At 68.7% G+C, this 18,103-nt stretch carries 13 protein-coding genes; 8 read left to right on the top strand and 5 right to left on the bottom strand.

Features of this window, described 5'->3' with window-relative positions; all coding sequences use genetic code 11:
• Positions 1-62 precede the first annotated feature (62 nt).
• The 4 genes from gsiB to WS54_RS05265 form a co-directional block, all read right to left on the bottom strand.
• Positions 63-1,625: a glutathione ABC transporter substrate-binding protein GsiB gene (gsiB, locus tag WS54_RS05280; RefSeq protein WP_059783769.1), complete on the bottom strand. Its 1,563-nt coding sequence runs from the start codon at positions 1,623-1,625 to the stop codon at positions 63-65.
• 101 nt (positions 1,626-1,726) lie between these two features.
• The gene (locus WS54_RS05275) at positions 1,727-3,625 is read right to left on the bottom strand and encodes a dipeptide ABC transporter ATP-binding protein (RefSeq protein WP_059783770.1); all 1,899 of its coding nucleotides are present in this window, start codon (positions 3,623-3,625) and stop codon (positions 1,727-1,729) included.
• A gap of 25 nt (positions 3,626-3,650) precedes the next feature.
• Positions 3,651-4,649: an isoaspartyl peptidase/L-asparaginase family protein gene (locus WS54_RS05270; protein ID WP_059783772.1), complete on the bottom strand. Its 999-nt coding sequence runs from the start codon at positions 4,647-4,649 to the stop codon at positions 3,651-3,653.
• Positions 4,646-5,590 (bottom strand): MurR/RpiR family transcriptional regulator, encoded by a 945-nt coding sequence (locus WS54_RS05265; protein WP_059783774.1) that lies wholly within the window; start codon positions 5,588-5,590, stop codon positions 4,646-4,648. Before WS54_RS05265 ends, WS54_RS05270 begins: the two co-directional genes overlap by 4 nt.
• A gap of 469 nt (positions 5,591-6,059) precedes the next feature.
• On the opposite strand from WS54_RS05265, the gene WS54_RS05260 reads away from it, so the two are divergent.
• The 5 genes from WS54_RS05260 (at position 6,060) to WS54_RS05240 (ending at position 13,730) form a co-directional block, all read left to right on the top strand.
• Entirely contained in the window at positions 6,060-7,331 is a 1,272-nt protein-coding gene (locus WS54_RS05260; RefSeq protein WP_059783776.1) for an MFS transporter, read from the top strand.
• Positions 7,332-7,359: 28 nt separating this feature from the next.
• The gene (locus WS54_RS05255; RefSeq protein WP_059783778.1) at positions 7,360-9,780 is read left to right on the top strand and encodes a glycoside hydrolase family 31 protein; all 2,421 of its coding nucleotides are present in this window, start codon (positions 7,360-7,362) and stop codon (positions 9,778-9,780) included.
• A gap of 125 nt (positions 9,781-9,905) precedes the next feature.
• Positions 9,906-11,093, top strand: a complete 1,188-nt coding sequence (locus tag WS54_RS05250; RefSeq protein ID WP_059783780.1) for a porin — start codon at positions 9,906-9,908, stop codon at positions 11,091-11,093.
• Between the two features lie 307 nt (positions 11,094-11,400).
• On the top strand, positions 11,401-13,422 hold the full coding sequence (locus WS54_RS05245; protein WP_059783782.1) for a BCCT family transporter: 2,022 nt from the start codon (positions 11,401-11,403) through the stop codon (positions 13,420-13,422).
• The gene (locus WS54_RS05240; RefSeq protein ID WP_059783784.1) at positions 13,419-13,730 is read left to right on the top strand and encodes a hypothetical protein; all 312 of its coding nucleotides are present in this window, start codon (positions 13,419-13,421) and stop codon (positions 13,728-13,730) included. Before WS54_RS05245 ends, WS54_RS05240 begins: the two co-directional genes overlap by 4 nt.
• A gap of 101 nt (positions 13,731-13,831) precedes the next feature.
• Here the strand turns inward: WS54_RS05240 and WS54_RS05235 are convergent, their stop codons facing one another.
• The gene (locus WS54_RS05235; protein WP_059783786.1) at positions 13,832-14,680 is read right to left on the bottom strand and encodes a class I SAM-dependent methyltransferase; all 849 of its coding nucleotides are present in this window, start codon (positions 14,678-14,680) and stop codon (positions 13,832-13,834) included.
• Positions 14,681-14,844: 164 nt separating this feature from the next.
• Between WS54_RS05235 and WS54_RS05230 the strand changes: the two genes are divergently transcribed.
• The 3 genes from WS54_RS05230 (at position 14,845) to WS54_RS05220 (ending at position 18,065) form a co-directional block, all read left to right on the top strand.
• Complete coding sequence (locus tag WS54_RS05230; RefSeq protein ID WP_059783788.1) at positions 14,845-16,308, top strand: metallophosphoesterase family protein; 1,464 nt, start codon at positions 14,845-14,847, stop codon at positions 16,306-16,308.
• Between the two features lie 53 nt (positions 16,309-16,361).
• Positions 16,362-17,690 (top strand): cytochrome-c peroxidase, encoded by a 1,329-nt coding sequence (locus WS54_RS05225; RefSeq protein WP_082725153.1) that lies wholly within the window; start codon positions 16,362-16,364, stop codon positions 17,688-17,690.
• A gap of 96 nt (positions 17,691-17,786) precedes the next feature.
• Positions 17,787-18,065, top strand: coding sequence for a hypothetical protein (locus tag WS54_RS05220; protein ID WP_059783792.1), 279 nt, complete (start codon positions 17,787-17,789; stop codon positions 18,063-18,065).
• Positions 18,066-18,103: the final 38 nt, after the last annotated feature.

Genomic DNA, 18,103 nt, shown 5'->3' with positions numbered 1-18,103 from the left:
ACCGATCGAATCAGCGCACCGGCGGCTCGCGCCGCCGGCACGGCATGGCGGACGAACCGCCGTCATTTCAGCGAGATCTCGTCGAAGTTGAACGAGCCGTCCGGCATCACGTACGCGCCCTGCAGCCGCTTGCTGCGCGCATACACGATCTTCTCCTGCACGAGGAAGATCCACGGCGCATCGGCCCAGATCTGCTTCTGCGCATCGGCGTAGAACTCGGCCTTCTTCGCGCGATCGGTCGTCTCGAGCGCCTTCGTCAGATCGCCGTCGACCGCGTCGTTCTTGTAGTACGCGGTATTGACGAGCTTCGGCGGCGCGGACGCGGCCGCCAGCAGCGGCGTGATCGCCCAGTTCGCTTCGCCCGTCGACGACGACCAGCCGATGTAGTACATCCGCACCGGCGCCTTCGCCGGATCCGGCGCGCTCTCGACCTTCGCGACGCGCTCGCCGGCTTCCAGCGCCTGCACCTGCACCTTCACGCCGACCTGCGCGAGCTGCTGCTGCACGAACTGGATCGCCTTCTGCGACGTCGAGTTGTTATACGCGGACCACAGCGTCGTCTCGAAGCCGTTCGGATAGCCGGCTTCCTTCAGCAGCGCACGCGCCTTCGCCGGGTCGTACGGCCACGGGCCCAGCTTCGTCGCGTAATCGACGCCCTGCGGCACCACGCCGGTCGACGGCGTCGCGAAACCGGAAAACGCGACCTTCGCGAGTGCTTCCTTGTTCACCGCGTAGTTCAGCGCCTGGCGCACCTTCGGGTTGTCGAACGGCTTCTGCAGCATGTTCAGCGACACGTAGCGCTGCACGATCGACGGCCGCTCGACGACGTCGACCTTCGGGTTGCCTTTCAGCTCGGTCGCCTGCTCGAACGGAATGCGGAACGCGAAATCGGCTTCGCCCGTCTTCATCAGCGCCGCGCGCGTGTTGTTGTCGACCACCGGCTTCCAGTCGATCGCGTCGATCTTCGGATAGCCCTTCTTCCAGTAGCCCGCGAACTTCTTCACCTTCAGGTCGTCGGTCTGTTTCCACTCGACGAACTCGAACGGCCCGGTGCCGACCGGATGCAGCGCGATGTCGCGGCCCCACTTTTTCAGCGCGGCCGGCGAGATCATCACGGCCGACGGGTGCGCGAGCGTGTTGATGAACGCCGAGAACGGCTCGCGCAGCGTGACCTTCACCGTGGTCGGATCGACGACCTCGGTCTTCTCGATCACGCGGAACATGTTGTAGCGCTTCAGGTGGTTCGCGGGATCGGTCACGCGGTCGAAGTTCGCCTTCACGGCGGCCGCGTTGAAATCGGTGCCGTCGTGGAACTTCACGCCCGAGCGCAGCTTGATCGTGTACGTCTTCGCATCGGGGCTGGCTTCATAGCCCGTCGCGAGCACGTCGACGAGCTTCATGTCCTTGTCGAAGCCGAACAGGCCCTGGTAGAACGACTTGACGACGGCCTGCGACACCGTGTCGTTCGCGTCGTACGGGTCCATCGTCGTGAAGGTCGAGTCCACCGCCATCACCGCGGTCTGCTGCGCGTACGCGGGCAGCGCGGCCGACAGCGCAAACGCGCCGGCAAGCGCGACGAAGCATGCGCGCGGACGGAACATCGAAAACGGATGCTGCTGGGTCATTTTGCTGGGCTCCTATCGGTGAATCGGTGACGCCTCACGGGCGTTTCGGTTTCGACTGCCTGCGGGTGCGTGCGCCGTCGTCGCCGCGCACGCTCCCCCACTCAATACGCGCCGCCGACACGATGCGTCGCGACGTAATGATCGGGGCCGACCGCGACGAGCGGCGCGACGAGCGGCTCGTCGCCGACCGCGCGGATCGGGCTCGGAATCTCGTCCGCCGCGAGCTGGCGCGGCGCATGCCGGCGCGCGGGGTCGGCCACCGGCACCGCGCTCATCAGCTTCTTCGTGTACGGATGCTGCGGCGCCTCGAACACCGCGCGGCGCGGGCCGATCTCGACGATCTGGCCGAGATACATCACCGCGACGCGATGGCTGACGCGCTCGACCACCGCCATGTCGTGCGAGATGAACAGGTACGCGACGCCCAACTCGCGCTGCAGGTCGAGCATCAGGTTGACGATCTGCGCCTGCACCGACACGTCGAGCGCCGACACCGACTCGTCGGCGATCACGACCTTCGGGTTCAGCGCGAGCGCACGCGCGATCGCGATCCGCTGGCGCTGACCGCCCGAGAATTCGTGCGGATAGCGGCGCGCGGCCTCCGGCGGCAGGCCGACCTTGTCGAGCAGCCAGTCGACCCGCGCCTGCGCTTCGCCGCCGCTCGCGACGCCGTGCACCAGCAGCGGCTCCATGATCGAGAAGCCGACGGTCAGGCGCGGGTTCAGCGACGCGAACGGGTCCTGGAAGATGAACTGGATGTTGCGGCGCAACGCCTGCAGGTCCGGGCCCTTCAGCGCGCTGATGTCGCGGCCGTCGAATTCGATCGAGCCGCTTTGCGACTCGACGAGGCGCAACAGCGAACGGCCGGTGGTCGACTTGCCGCAGCCCGATTCGCCGACGAGCGCGAGCGTCTCGCCCGCGCGCAGCTCGAAGCTCACGCGCTCGACCGCATGCACGTATTGCGACACGCGGCCGAACACGCCGCTCTTCACCGGAAAGCGCGTGACAAGATCGCGCACGCGCAGGATCGGCGGCGCGGCGTGATCGACGGGCGGCTGCGCGTCGTTCGCCGCGGACGCCGTGGTCGGCGCCGTCGCGCTCGCGCCGTCCACCTTGAGCAGCGGGAATTTCTCGGGGACGTCGGTGCCCTGCATCGAGCCGAGCCGCGGCACCGCCGCGAGCAGCGCCCGCGTGTAGCGATGCGCGGGCGTCGCGAATATCCGCTCGGACTCGCCCTCCTCGACCTTCTCGCCGCGATACATCACGAGCACGCGGTCGGCGACCTCGGCTACCACGCCCATGTCGTGCGTGATGAAGATCACGCCCATGTTCATTTCGTCCTGCAGCCCGCGGATCAACTGCAGGATCTGCGCCTGGATCGTCACGTCGAGCGCGGTCGTCGGCTCGTCGGCGATCAGCAGCGCGGGCCGGCACGACAGCGCCATCGCGATCATCACACGCTGCCGCATCCCGCCCGACAACTGGTGCGGATGGCGTGCGAACACGCGGCGCGCTTCGGGAATGCGCACCAGATCCAGCAGCCGCAGCGCTTCCGCGCGTGCTTCGGCGGCGCCCTTCGACTGGTGCAGCGCGATCGCCTCGCTGATCTGGTCGCCGACCGTAAATACCGGATTCAGCGACGTCATCGGCTCCTGGAAGATCATCGCGATGTCCGCGCCGCGGATGCCGCGCATCGTCGCGGCACGCGCCTGCGCGAGATCGACCAGCGCGCCGCCGCGGCGCCGGAACGCGATCCGGCCGCTCGTGATTTCGCCGCCGCCGTGCTCGACGAGGCGCATCAGCGCGAGCGACGTGACCGACTTGCCCGAGCCCGATTCGCCGACGATCGCGAGCGTCTCGCCGCGATCGACGTGAAACGACACGTTGCGCACCGCGTCGAACGTCGCGCCTTCGCGGCGGAACGTCACCGACAGATCGTCGACGGCCACCACGCGCTGCTCGGGCAGCGTCAGGACCGACGGGTTACGGCTCGAAGTCATGCGTCTCTCCTCGTGCGATTCGCGATCACGCCGCGTCGTCGCGGTAGATGCCGACGACCGGCGCTTCACCGACGCGCGCGTAGCCGCGGTACATCCCTTCGGTGTTGAACGGCATCGCGACGTTGCCCCGTGCGTCGACCGCGATGATCCCGCCGCGGCCGGCCAGGCGCGGCAGCTTGTTCATCACGACGTCGTGCGCGGCATCGGCGAGCGACGCGCCGCGATACGCGATCTGCGCGGCGACGTCGTAGGCCGTCGCGAGCCGCATGAACATCTCGCCGGTGCCCGTCGACGATACCGCGCAGGTCGCGTCGTCCGCATAGCAGCCCGCGCCGATGATCGGCGAATCGCCGACGCGCCCCGGCTGCTTGTTCGTGATGCCGCCTGTCGACGTCGCCGCCGCGATGTGGCCGTTCAGGTCGCACGCGACCGCGCCGACCGTGCCGTGCTTGCGGTCCGGATCGAGCGGCTCGGCCGGCTGCGTCTGTTGCTGAGACTGGCCGAACACGAACGTCGCCGCATCGTGGTCGAGCATCGCGCCGGCCGCCGCGCGCGCCTTCACCCACTGCGCATGCCGCGCCTCGGTGTCGAAGTAGCCGGGCTCGGCGAGTTCGAGCCCCTGCGCGGCCGCGAACGCATCGGCGCCCGCGCCGGCGAACAGCACGTGCTCGCTCGCCTCCATCACGCGCCGCGCGGCGAGCACCGGATTGCGCACGCGGGTCGCGCAGCAGATCGCGCCGGCGCCGAGCGTCGCGCCGTCCATGACCGCCGCATCGAGTTCGTGCTTGCCTTCCGCCGTATAGACGGCGCCGCGCCCGGCGTTGAACAGCGGGCAATCCTCGAGCATCCGCACCGCGACGGTGACGGCGTCGAGCGCGCTGCCGCCGTCGGCCAGCACCCGTTGTGCGGCCTGCAGGATCGCGGTGAGTTCGGCGCGGTACCGACGTTCGGTGTCGGTGTCCATCGCTTCGCGCAGGATCGTGCCTGCGCCGCCGTGAATCGCGACGATCGCGGATGAAGTCATGATTTTTTCGGACGGGGGAAAGAAGGGTTGGCGGCCGGCAACGCCGCTTGCGGCTGCACGAGCCACGGCAGCAGGAATTCGGTCATCTCGGCGGCGGATTTCGCGGACCGGTGCGTGCGCAGCGCGACCGCATCGATCAGCGCCTCGATCATCGTCAGCACGGCGGCTTCCGACGTGGCCGCGAAACGCCGCTCGGCCTTGACGTACAGGTTCAGCGACGCGATCGGCGCGAGCGGCGATTGCGGGCCGTCGGAGATGCCGAGCACGCGCGCGCCGCGCGCCGCCGCACGACGGGCCAGCTCGATCGTGTCCTTCACGTAGCGCGGAAACGCGAGCGCGATCACGAGATCGCGCGAATCGGCCGTGTACAGGCGTCGCGCCGCATGCGACGGCCCGCCGAGCAGCGCGAGCGACTGCACGCTGTCATGACAGACGGACAGTCCGTGCTCCATCAATCCGGCCAGAAACGCGCTCGACCCGGCGCCGAGAATCAGCACGCGCCGCGCGCCGACGATCGCCTCGACCGCCGCCTCGACATCGGCTGCGTCCAGTTGCGCACGCGTGTTCTCGATGTTGGCGGCAGCCTGGTCGAACACCGCGTCGATCCAGACCGCGCCGCGCACGCCGGATTCCTGCTCCTGCGCGGAACGCAGCCGTTCGACCGGCCCGAGCGTGGCCTCGAAGCCGCGCACGAGCGCCGCGCGCATCGCCGGATAGCCGTCGAAACCGAGCGCCTTCGCGAAGCGGTTCGCGGTCGCGATCGACGCATTCACCGCCTGCGCGAGCTCGTCGATCCGCATCGTCGCCGCGCGAAACGGGTTCGCGAGCACGAATTCGCCCATGCGCCGGTGAATCGGCGTCATCAACGGCATCGCCGACGCGATCCGCTCGGCGATCGCGGGTTCGTCGTGACTGACATCGGGCGGAATGAGAGGCGTCATGCGAAGGGTTGTTGCAAGGTTCGATGAAAATCAATTTACACAATCCGTCTTCCGAAAAGAAATAAATTTTCATCAGGGTTGTCACGCCCCACCCGGCGTGCGTCGACCGTCCGGACGATCGTCCGGGCCGCCGCACGGGCCTTCGACGGGCAACCGCCTGCGCTGCCGCTCGCCCGGTCGCGACCGTTCATCGGGAAAACCCCGAGTACGTTCGTTCGAATGCAGATTCACGTTGACCGGATTCGCATTCGAACATAGGATGTTCGAAAATGATCAGTCGTCAGATAACATTGCAGCTCGAAGACGACCGAATGTTCGCTCGAACACCGTGATTTCGATATAAACCGGTAAAACCGGCGCGCATCAAGATCGGACATCGTACGAACAAAACGAAACAAGCCATCCGGACGGATGGCCCTCACGGACCGGGCAGGCGCCGCGCGCCCGCCCTCCCTGACAGGAGACAGCAGTGAAGACAGTCAAGGCGTTGCGCTGGTGGATCATCGTGCTCGTGTGTCTCGGCACGATCCTCAACTACCTCGCACGGAATTCCCTCGCGGTGCTCGCGCCCGAGCTCAAGCAGGTGTTCGCGATCTCGACGCAGCAGTACTCGTACATCGTCGGCGCCTTCCAGATCGGTTACACGATCATGCAACCGGTATGCGGGTTCATCGTCGACCTGATCGGGCTGCGGCTCGGTTTCGCGCTGTTCGCGATGCTGTGGTCGGTGGTCGGCGTCGCGCACGGCTTCGCGTCCGGCTGGCTGTCGCTCGGCATCCTGCGCGGCTTTCTGGGCCTGTTCGAGGCCGCCGCGATTCCGTCCGGGATGAAGGCCGTCGCCGAATGGTTTCCCGATCGCGAGAAATCGGTCGCGGTCGGCTACTTCAACGCGGGCACGTCGCTCGGCGCCGCGATCGCGCCGCCGCTCGTCGTGTTCCTGTCGATGCGGTTCGGCTGGCAGGCCGCGTTCATGGTCACCGGCGCGCTCGGATTCGTGTGGGCCGCGCTCTGGTACACGCAGTACCGGTCCCCGGCCGATCATCCGCGCATCACGCCGCAGGAGCGCACGCTGATCCGCGACGGCCAGGCCACGATGCCGCCCGTGTCGAAGCGCCGCATCCGCGACGTCGTCACCGCGCGCCGCTTCTGGGCGATCGCGCTGCCGCGCTTCTTCGCGGAACCCGCGTGGCAGACCTTCAGCTTCTGGATTCCGCTGTACCTCGCGACCGAGCGCCACATGCCGCTCACGCAGATCGCGGTGTTCGCGTGGATGCCGTTTCTCGCGGCCGACGCAGGCGGCATCGCGGGCGGCTATCTGTCGCCGTATCTCGCCAATCGCTTCAGGCTGCCGCTCGTGTGGTCGCGCGTCGCCGGCGTCGCGCTCGGCGCGGTGCTGATGCTCGGGCCCGCGATGATCGGTCTCGTGTCGTCGCCGTACACGGCGATTGCGCTGTTCTGCGTCGGCGGCTTCGCGCACCAGATGATCTCGGCGCTCGTCAACACGCTGTCGGCCGACGTGTTCGATCCCGAGGAAGTCGGCACCGCGAGCGGCTTCGCCGGGATGGCCGCGTGGATCGGCGGCCTCGGCTTCTCGCTGCTGGTCGGCGCGCTCGCGGACAAGATCGGCTATGCGCCGCTGTTCGCGTGCCTCGGCCTGTTCGACATCGTCGGCGTCACGCTGCTCGCGGTGCTGATCCGCGGGCAGTCGAAGCAGGAACGCCTGCTCGCGCAGCACGCGTGACATCCGTTTTCACCAGGAAATCGCATTCATGACTTCGCTTCTTCATCCGCCCGTGTTCCGCGTCGCCAGTCACCACGCGAACCGCGTGCTGCTCGCCTCCGATACGGGCGCGACTCTCGAAATCTTCGTGCTCGAGGACGATATCGTGCGCGTGCGCGTGCTCCCCGACGCGACGGCGCGCAACCCGCGCACGTGGACGATCGCGCCCGGTCTCGACGACGTGCCGCTCGACGGGCGCGACCGCCTCGACCTGAGCGGCTTCGCGCTGCCCCACTACGACTTCGTGGAAGACGACGACGGCATGCGCATCGAAACCGCGCAGGTCCGGCTCACGGTGCGCCGGCAAGGCGGCCATTGCACGTGGTCGATGCGCGGCGCGGACGGCGCATGGCGCGTCGCACTCGCCGACCGCCCGACGCAGGCGTACAACTTCGGCTGGTGGGACGAGCGCGCGTATCACTACGTCGCCCGCGCGCGCGGCGACAAGGTATTCGGCCTCGGCGAACGCGCAGGCGAACTCGATCGCACGGGCGCACGCTTCGAGATGCGCAACATCGACGCGATGGGCTACAGCGCGAAGCATACCGACCCGCTGTACAAGCACATCCCGTTCTACATCACGTGGTCGCCCGATGCGTGCCAGGGGTTCGGGCTGTTCTACGACACGCTGTCCGACTGCTCGTTCGACATGGGCCGCGAGCTCGACAACTATCACGGGCCCTATCGCTATTTCGTCGCCGAGCACGGCGATCTCGACTACTACTTCATCGCGTCGCCCGATACGCCGCTCGCGGCCGCGCGGCGCTTCACGTGGCTGACCGGGCGCCCCGCGCGCACGCCGAAATGGGGGCTCGGCTATTCGGGCTCGACGATGAGCTACACCGACGCGCCGGACGCCCAGCAGCAGATGAACCAGTTCGTCGAGCAGTGCGACGCGCACGACATCCTGTGCGATTCGTTCCACCTGTCGTCGGGCTATACGTCGATCGGCGCGAAGCGCTACGTGTTCAACTGGAACCGCGACAAGTTTCCCGACGCGAAGGGCTTCGTGCAGCACTATCGCGACCACGGCATCCGCCTGTGCGCGAACATCAAGCCGTGCCTGCTGCGCGACCATCCCGCGTTCGAAGAAGCCGCGCAGCGCGCTCTGCTGATCCGCTCGGCATCCGGCGAACCCGCATGGGTGCAGTTCTGGGACGAAGTCGGCGCGTATCTCGACTTCACGCAGCCGGACACCTACCGATGGTGGCAGGAGCAGGTCACGTCGGCGCTGCTGGAATACGGAATCGAGTCGACCTGGAACGACAACAACGAATACGAGATCTGGTCGCCCGACGCGATCGCGCACGGCTTCGGCCAACCGTTTCCGGCACGCGAAGCCAAGGTGCTCCAGACGATGCTGATGATGCGTGCGTCGCGCGATGCGCAGCGCGCGCATGCGCCGGCGCGCCGACCGTTCCTCGTGTCGCGCTCCGGCGGCGCCGGCATGCAGCGTTACGTGCAGACGTGGTCCGGCGACAACTTCACGTCCTGGGAAACGCTGCGCTACAACCTGAAGATGGGCCTCGGGCTCGCGCTGTCGGGCGTGTCGAACATCGGCCACGACATCGGCGGCTTCTCCGGCCCCGCGCCGTCGCCCGAATTGCTGCTGCGCTGGGTGCAGTTCGGCATCTTCATGCCGCGCTTCAGCATTCATTCGTGGAACGACGACGGCACCGTCAACGAACCGTGGATGTACCCGGAGATCACCGCGCAGATCGCGTCGCTGATCAAGCAGCGCTACCGGCTGCTGCCGTACCTCTATCACCTGTTGTGGCTGTCGACCACGCGCTACGAGCCCGTGCTGCGGCCGACCTTCGCCGATTTCCCCGGCGATGCGCGCTGCTACGACGCATGCGACGACATGATGCTCGGCGACGCGCTGCTGGTCGCGCCGGTCGTCGATCCCGGTCTGACCGAGCGCACGGTTTACCTGCCGGCGGGCGCACGCTGGACGTGCTGTGCGAGCGCGCAGTCGTTCGACGGCGGCGCGAGCGTGACGCTGCCCGCGCCGCTCGACACGCCGGTGACGCTGCTGCGCGAAGGCCGCGTGCTGCCGCTGAACGTCGCGGAACAGCATTTCGGTGCGCGCGCCGATACGCGCGGCTTCCTCGTCGCACCGCGGATCGAGGACGGCGTCGCGTACGGCGAATGCGTCGAGGACGACGGCGAGACGGAAGCATGGCGCGACGGCGAATACGGCCTGTGGCGCATCGAGACCGGCCGCGAGGCGTCGGGCGTGCTCGGCGTGTCGGTCCGCTGGGACGGCCGCCCGGCGCGCCCGGCCGATCGCGTCGAGATCCTGCTGCCCGCGTCGCTGCAAGGCCCGGTTGCCGTGCGCGGTGCGCGGGTCGAGCAGGATGCGCGGGACGGTGCGTGGCGCCGCCTCGTCGTCGCGTTCGACCACTGAACCACCGAACACGAAAGCCGAAGCAAACCCGATCGGGCGGGCCGTTCGCGCGGCCCGCTCCCTGTCACAGAGGAGGCATTCAACCTCCCGCCCCTTGAAAAGATGAAGAGACCCGGAGATCGACAATGAAAGCATCCGCCAACCGTTATGCAATCCTGATTTTATCGGCCGCGTCGCTCGGCACGACCGCCGCCCACGCGCAGAGCAGCGTCACGCTGTACGGCGTCGTCGACGATTCGCTCGCGTACGTGAACAACCAGCAGGGACACTCGAACGTCTACATGCGCGACGGCAACCTATATGCGTCGAAGTTCGGGCTGCGCGGCGACGAGGATCTCGGCGGCGGCACGCACGCGATCTTCGACCTGCAGGCCGGCTTCAACCTGAATACGGGCGCGCAGGCCGCCGCCGGCACGCTGTTCAATCGCCAGGCGTTCGTCGGCCTGCGCAACGTTCGCTACGGCACGGTCACGGCCGGCCGCCAGTACACGCCCTACTTTCTGTTCGTCGGCCCGTACGCGTCGAGCAGCTGGCTGACGGGCGCCACCGGCGCGCATCCGGGCGACATCGACGGCCTCGACACGACGATTCGCGTAAACAACTCGGTCACCTATACGTCGCCGACCTTCGCCGGGCTGAGCGCGAGCGCGATGTACGCATTCGGCGGCATTGCCGGCGCGACCGGCAAGGGCAACACGTTCAGCGCCGCGCTGCGCTATGCGAACGGGCCGGTCGGGATCGCGGCCGGCTACCTGCGGATCAACAGCTCGGGCTCGTCGGCGGGCTTCCTGAATCCGGCCACCGCATCGTCGGGCAGCTTCGCGGTATCCGTGCTGAATCAAGGCTACCTCACCGCGAAAGCCGTCGAGCAGGTCGCGGCGGCCGGCAACTACACGCTCGGCGACCTGACGCTGGGGCTCAACTATTCGAACGTGAAGTATCTGCCCGGCAACGGCTCGACCTTCACCGACACGGCCGTGTTCAACACCTACGGCGCGCTTGCCGCGTACCGCTTCACGCCGACGTTCTCGGTGGCCGGCGCATTCGCGTATACGCTCGCGTCGAAGGCGAACGGCGTCGCGAACGCGGCCCGCTATCAGCAGTATTCGCTGAAGGAGTCGTACAGCCTGTCGAAACGCACGACGCTCTACGCGCTGCAGGCGTACACGCATTCGAGCGGGCGGACGCTCGGCGCGCAAGGCGCCGGCCACATCGTCGACGCGGCGCCGATCGTCGGCGATTCGCAGCAGCTCACGCCGTCGACGACGCACGGCCAGTTCGTCGGCATGGCCGGGATCGCCGTCACGTTCTGAGCCCGTCCAGCGGCGCCTTCCGCGCGCCGTCTCCGGCCCGGACGATGCGCTTGCCGCGCGCGCCGTCCGGGCGCCCGATACGCGTTCGTCGCGGCGCGTTCCCCGCCTCGCCGGCCCGCCGCGCGCATCGCGCGGGTTTTCTCGATGGCCGCGATACCTTACAATCCGTCAGGTTCATCCTTCTGCATACCCCTTCTTGCAGTCCTGACACCGCGGTACACTCGACGCACGCCGTATCAGGGTCCGACGCGCGACGTGCGCGCCGGGCGGCGTCGCGCTTCGTTGCGCCCACAACTGGATGCCCGCCATGCCGGATTCCCGTCCCTCGCCCCGCACGACATTCAAGCCGCAGGTCGTCCTGCCCGCGCTCGCCGTCATCGGCGCGCTACTCGTCGTGTGCGCACTGCACCCGAGCGAAGCCGGCGCACTGTTCTCCGCCGGCCAGCAATGGGTCATCGCACGGTTCGACTGGTTCTACGTGCTCGCCGTCACCGGCTTCCTCGTGTTTCTCGTGCTGATCGCCGCCAGCGACTTCGGCAATATCCGGCTCGGCCCCGACGACGCCGAACCCGAATTCAGCTTCGTGTCGTGGACGGCGATGCTGTTCGCGGCCGGCATGGGCATCGGGCTGATGTACTTCGGTGTCGGCGAGCCGATGCAGCATTTCCTGAAGCCGCCGACCGTCGATCCCGGCACGCCTGCCGCCGCGCGCGAAGCGATGCTGATGACGTTCTTCCACTGGGGCTTCCACGCGTGGGCGATCTACGGGCTGATGGGGCTCGTGCTCGCGTACTTCGGCTTCCGCTACAACCTGCCGCTCACGCTGCGCTCGGGGCTGTATCCGGTGCTGCGCGAGCGCATCGACGGCTGGGTCGGTCACACGGTCGACGCGTTCGCGCTCGTCGGCACGGTCGCCGGGATCGCGACAACCCTCGGCTACGGCGTGATGCAACTGAGCGCGGGCCTGCATACGGCCGCCGGGTGGGACACGGGCGGCAACCTGTTCCGCATCGGGCTCGTCGCGGTGGTCGTGATCCTCGCGGGCGTGTCGGCCGCGACCGGCCTCGACAAGGGCGTGCGCCGGCTGTCCGAGCTGAACCTGCTGCTCGCGTTCCTGCTGCTCGCCTTCGTGGTGGTCGCAGGCCCGACCGCATTCCTGCTGCGCGCGCTCGGCGACAACATCGGCCAGTACCTGTCGAGCCTCGTCGACCTGTCGTTCCGTACGTACGCCTACGCGCCGCCGCGGGAGGAAGGCTGGTTCGGCGGCTGGACGATTCTCTACTGGGCGTGGTGGGTGTCGTGGTCGCCGTTCGTCGGCATGTTCATCGCGCGCATCTCGCGCGGCCGTACGATCCGCCAGTTCGTGATCGGCGTGCTGCTCGTGCCGACCGCGTTCAACCTCGTGTGGATGACCGTGTTCGGCAACAGCGCGATCTGGCTCGACACGCACGGCGCGGCCGGCGCGCTCGCGCAGACGGCGACCAACGTCGATGCGCTGCTGTTCCGCTTCTTCGATTTCCTGCCGTTTCCGCAACTGCTGTCGATCGTCGCGATCGTGCTGATCGCGGTGTTCTTCGTCACGTCCGCCGATTCGGGCGCGTTCGTGATCGACCAGATCGCGACGCGCGGCAACGCGCATTCGCCGGTCTGGCAGCGGCTGTTCTGGGCCGCGCTGCTCGGCGTGACGGCCGCGGTGCTGCTCGTCGCGGGCGGGCTCGGCGCGTTGCAGGCGATGACGCTGATCGCGGCGCTGCCGGTCGCCCTCATCATGCTCGCGCTGTGCTACGGGCTGTGGCGCGGGCTCGCGGCCGACCGTGCGCACTATTCGCAGGACATCGCGCCTGCGGCGAGCTTCTGGACCGGCCAGCACTGGCGCCATCGCCTGACGCACATCCTGCGGCAGACGACCGAGGCCGAGGCGCGCCAGTTCGTCGCCGAAACGGTCGAGCCCGCGCTGCGCAAGGTCGCCGACGAGCTGCGCGCAAGCGGCGTCGATGCGCACGTGCAGCGCGACGGCGACGATGCGGTGCGGCTCACCGTGCCGACCGCCGAACACCGCGATTTCGTGTATGGCGTGCGCGTCACCGCGAAATCCGCGGCCGCGTTCCTGATGCGCGAGGCGGCCGAGCCGGAAGCCGCGCGGGCGCACGTGTACGGGATCGTCACGTTCTTCGAGGATGGCCGGCTCGGCTACGACGTCGAATACCTGCGCGGCGACGAAGTGATCGCCGACGTGCTGCGCCAGTACGAACGCTACGTGTCGCTCGCCGCGGACACTCGCACGCACCTGCTGAGCCGCGCGCCGGGGCACGCGACGGAGGCCGAGTGAGCGGGTTGCTGCAAAGCCGCGCCGTCGACGTCATCGCACTCGGCACGCTCGCCGTGCTGTACCTCGGCGGCGCCGGCATCGCGCTGTGGCGGATCCGCGCCGCGGCGCCGCTCGGCAAGGTCTACTGGATCGTCTGCGCGGCGCTGCTCGGCGGCGGCGCAGTCGCGATGAGCGGCAACCTGTCGCCGGTACCGAACAGCGGCGAAATGCCGCCCGGTTTCGCGCTCGGCGCCGAGGCCGTCCTGCTCGGACTCGCGTTGGTCGCCGGTGGCTGCGCGTGGCTGATGCTGCGCGCGCGGAAACGCTGACGACCGCGCGCCGCGCCATCCGCTGCGTCACGCGGGCACGGTCACGCGCGGGGCCAGCGGATGGCCAACCACTCCCTGATCCGCTCCTTTCATGCGACACATCATGCGCTCGGCGCGCGCGCCGTCACGAGCCAGCACGCCGCATCGAAACGCACCTCGGCGCCATGCACGTACGGCTCGAACGCCGCGCGCATCGTGTCGATCACGCACCGCCGCGTCGCTTCGTCCGTCTCCAGCAATGCGAGGCCTACCGGGCCCAGCCGGGCAATGTAGTCGTCCAGCGCAGGCTCCGGCAGCACGCACGCCCGGTCGACCGGCTCGATCGCGACGTCGGCCCAGCCGCTGTCCGACAGCACCGATGCGATCCGCTGCCGGTCGCCGAATGCGAACTGCCCCGGTGCACCGGGCTGCCGCACGGGCAGATTCGGCAGCAGCGGCGCGGCCGCCCGCTCGGCCGTCGTCATGAACGGATTGTCGGCCGCGCCACGCCACGCGACGAACCGCATCTGCGCACCCGGGCGCGCCGCCCGCCGCAGGTTCGCGAACGCCCGCACCGGGTCGTCGAAGAACATCACGCCGAGGCGCGACACGATCAGGTCGACGCTCGCCGGCTCGAACGCATGCGTCTGCCCGTCCGCGCACACGAAGCGGGCGCGCAGGCCGCAGCGTTCGGCGCGCGCCCGGGCGGCGTCGATCATCCGCGCCGAAATATCGATGCCCGTGCACTGCGCGTTCGCGCCGAGCCGCCGCGCGATCGCGAGCGTGACCGCGCCCGTGCCGCAACCGACATCGAGCACGCGACTGGCCGACGACGCTGCCGCGGCATCCGCCAGCAGCGCTTCGAACGGCTCGAACATCCGGTCCAGCGACGCCTGCGCATCGACCCATGCGCGCCCCGACGGACCGTTCCATAGCGCCGATTGCGCTTCGTTGGGCCGGTTGGCTTCCATCGTCGATCCCCTTCCGATTCATTGATGACGAACCGGACTGTGCTACTTCAAGCCGGCTTGAGGTCAAGGCCGGTCCTTGTGCGCCCCGTCACGCCCCGCTTTTCACATTTCTTACATTCGCGCTGCGTATCGTTGACGACTTTCCTACGGCGCCTTCTCCTCCCATGCGACGACTCATCACGCGTGCGCTGCTCGTGCGCTGCGCTCCTCTTGTTGCCCTCGCCGCGTTGTCCGCGTGCTCGAATCACATCGATACGCCGGACGATCCGGCCAGCGCGTCGGTCAACGTCCAGGCCGCATGGGTCGAGATCGGCGATGCGAACCAGGCCATCGCGCGCGTCGTCACGAACTACACGCCCGCGTCGGCCGGCGATTCGCCGTGCCCGCAACTGACCGTCGACGGCAAGCTGTCGCGCATGGCGCTGCGCGCGGGCGCCGCGACCGTCGCCCAGCGGCCGACCGCCAGCGACCCGGCCGATTCGAAACCGTCGAGCTTCCCGGTGTCCGTCTGCGAGGCGACGTTGCCGGCCGGCGCGCAGGCGGCCAGCGTCGCGGGCCGCACGCTGCCGCTGCCGAAAGCGCAGCCGCAGCGCATCGCGATCATCGCCGACACGGGCTGCCGGATGAAGAAGGCCGACAACGCATGGCAAGCGTGCAACGACGCCGCGGTCTGGCCGCTCGACACGATCGCGGCCAGCGTCGCGAAGCTGGCGCCCGATCTCGTGCTGCACGTCGGCGACTACCACTATCGCGAGAACGCGTGCCCGCCGGACATCGCCGGCTGCAAGGACAGCCCGTGGGGCTATGGTTGGGATACGTGGCAGGCCGACCTGTTCCGCCCGGCCGCGCCGTTGCTCGCGAAGGCGCCGTGGGTGGTCGTGCGCGGCAATCACGAGGAATGCGCGCGCGCGGGCCAGGGCTGGTTCCGTTTCCTCGACCCGCACCCGTATTCGGCCGCACGTTCGTGCGACGATCCGGCCAACGACAACAGCGCGAACTATTCGGAACCCTATGCGGTGTCGCTCGGCGGCGGCTCGCAGGTGATCGTGTTCGACACCGCGAAGGTCGGCCGCAGCCCGCTGAAGACGACGGACGCGCAGTTCGGCATCTACCAGAAGCAGTTCCAGACGGTCGGCTCGCTCGCGTCGAAGCCCGGCATGACGACGACGATCTTCACGAACCATCACCCGATCCTCGCGTTCGCGCCGATCGCCGGCAGCACGCCGGCGCCGGGCAACCTCGCGCTGCAGTCGGTGATGTCGAGCCTCAACGCGCAGGCGTACTACCCGCCGGGCGTCCACGTCGCGCTGCACGGCCACGTGCACGATTTCCAGGCGATCAACTTCTCGTCCGGGCACCCGGCGACGATCGTCTCCGGCAACGGCGGCGACAACCTCGACGTCGCGCTGCCCGACCCATTCCCGGCCGGCCTGACGCCCGCGCCGGGCGCCGTGATCGAGCGGCTTTCGCACAACAACAGCTTCGGTTTCCTGATCATGGAGCGCAACCCGGCACCGGCGACGGGCTGGGTGTTCCATGCGTATTCGGCGGCCGGCAAGCGGCTCGCGTCGTGCAACCAGTCGGGCACGACGCTCGCCTGCGACAAGACGGGGTTCATCGCGCCGTGACAGAAGCAGTTCGATGCGACGGCCACGGCGGGCGCGGCCGGCAAACGCTGCACATGCTTGCCGCGACCGTGCTCGCCGGCCTGACGCTCGCGGCCCACGCCGCGCCGGCCGAAACGGTCCTGCTTCCCGGCGCGCCGCCTTCGCGCGTCGTCGACACGATCGGCAACGGCACGCCGCAGGTGACGAGCAAGATCGACGCGGCCACCGCCCGCTTCGCGCCCGACCCGACGCTCGTCGCGCTCGGCCGCCGGATCTTCTTCGATCCGCGGCTGTCCGAGCCGCGCGGCATGTCGTGCGCGGGCTGCCACGATCCGGGCCGCGCGTTCGCGCCGACGCTGTCGGCCGCATCGCTCGCGGGGCCCGGCGTGCCGGAAGGCAGCCGGCCCGGGCGCTTCAGCCGACGCAATGCGCCGTCGCTGCTGTACGTGCGCTACGTGCCGCGCCGCCACTTCTACCAGGACGACGATGCGCCGGCCCCGTCGCCGTTCGGCGGCCTGTTCAGCGACGGTCGCGCGGATACGCTCGCCGAGCAGATCCGCGGGCCGCTGTTCGATCCGAACGAGATGAACAACCGGTCGCCGGCCGCGCTGCTGCGCAAGGTCGATGCGACCGAACTCGCGCCCGATCTCGCCGCGCGCTTCGGCGCGCCGGTACGGCGCGATCCCGAGCAACTGGTGCGCGCGCTGGGCTCGGCCGTCGAAGCCTATCTGCAGAGCGACGAGATGGCGCCGTTCACGTCGCGCTTCGACGCGTTCCTGCGCACGCGCACGCCGCTCGCGCCGGCCGAGATGCGCGGCCTCGCGCTGTTCCGGAATCCGGACAAGGGCAATTGCATGACCTGCCATACGCTGTCGGATACGTCGAGCCGCCCGGAACGCTCGCTCTTCACCGATTTCGGCTACGACGCGATCGCGGTGCCGCGCAACCGCGCGCTGCCGGCGAACCGCGATCCGCGCCATTTCGACAACGGGCTGTGCGATACCGCGCGGCGGCTGCGCTGGCCCGAACCGACGCAATGGTGCGGCTACCTGCGCACGCCCGGGCTGCGCAACGTCGCGGTCAAGCAGACGTTCATGCACAACGGCGTGTTCACGACGCTGCGCGACGCGGTCGCGTTCTACAACACGCGCTCGACCGATCCCGGCTTCTGGTATCACGGCGCCAAGACGTTCGACGACGTGCCGGCCGCCTATCGCGGCAACATCAACGTCAACTCGACGCCGATGAACCGCCGGCCCGGCACGGCGCCCGCGCTGACCGACGCGGAAATCGACGACATCGTCGCGTTCCTCGGCACGCTGACTGACGCGCGCTATACCGGCCGCGCCGCGTCGGCCGCGCCCGACGCGCGGATCGCGCGCACCGTCGCACCGGCGCGCTGACCCTGGCCGAACGGCCAGTCGACGCGCCACCGCTTGCGATTACCGCAACTACTGGTTATATTTACAGTACTGTATTTATGAACAGTGAGGTGCGCGATGGAACATCTGGTCCGTATCGTCAACGACACCGATCGCCAAGTGCTGGCGTGGCTTCGTGCCCAGGTCGGCGATGCCCGCGTCGAGCGCGCGGCGCGTCAGCTCGGGCATACGCGCAAGCCCTTTCCGTCCGCCGTGTGCCGGTATCTGGGCATGAGCGCGCCGGCCACGCTGCGGCCGGCTCCGGCCCGGCCGCGCGCGGCCCGCGATTTCTCGGTCGGCGATCGTTACCTGTCGCTGATCCGCCAGCACCTCGCCACACACGCGGTCGGCCGATGAGATGGCGGCGGCTTGCCGCTTCGGTACCGCGTCCGGCC

It is taken from the genome of Burkholderia sp. NRF60-BP8 (assembly GCF_001522585.2).
Lineage (GTDB): Bacteria > Pseudomonadota > Gammaproteobacteria > Burkholderiales > Burkholderiaceae > Burkholderia.
Note: the sequence above shows the minus strand (reverse complement) of the source record. Positions and strands in the feature narration are given on the sequence as shown.

Coding starts and splice junctions, on each gene's coding strand:
- WS54_RS05225 (WP_082725153.1), top strand. CDS start 16,362: ATGCTTGCCGCGACCGTGCTCGCCGGCCTGACGCTCGCGGCCCACGCC.
- WS54_RS05255 (WP_059783778.1), top strand. CDS start 7,360: ATGACTTCGCTTCTTCATCCGCCCGTGTTCCGCGTCGCCAGTCACCAC.
- WS54_RS05220 (WP_059783792.1), top strand. CDS start 17,787: ATGGAACATCTGGTCCGTATCGTCAACGACACCGATCGCCAAGTGCTG.
- WS54_RS05265 (WP_059783774.1), bottom strand. CDS start 5,590: ATGACGCCTCTCATTCCGCCCGATGTCAGTCACGACGAACCCGCGATC.
- WS54_RS05230 (WP_059783788.1), top strand. CDS start 14,845: ATGCGACGACTCATCACGCGTGCGCTGCTCGTGCGCTGCGCTCCTCTT.
- WS54_RS05250 (WP_059783780.1), top strand. CDS start 9,906: ATGAAAGCATCCGCCAACCGTTATGCAATCCTGATTTTATCGGCCGCG.
- WS54_RS05275 (WP_059783770.1), bottom strand. CDS start 3,625: ATGACTTCGAGCCGTAACCCGTCGGTCCTGACGCTGCCCGAGCAGCGC.
- WS54_RS05245 (WP_059783782.1), top strand. CDS start 11,401: ATGCCGGATTCCCGTCCCTCGCCCCGCACGACATTCAAGCCGCAGGTC.
- WS54_RS05270 (WP_059783772.1), bottom strand. CDS start 4,649: ATGACTTCATCCGCGATCGTCGCGATTCACGGCGGCGCAGGCACGATC.
- gsiB (WP_059783769.1), bottom strand. CDS start 1,625: ATGACCCAGCAGCATCCGTTTTCGATGTTCCGTCCGCGCGCATGCTTC.
- WS54_RS05235 (WP_059783786.1), bottom strand. CDS start 14,680: ATGGAAGCCAACCGGCCCAACGAAGCGCAATCGGCGCTATGGAACGGT.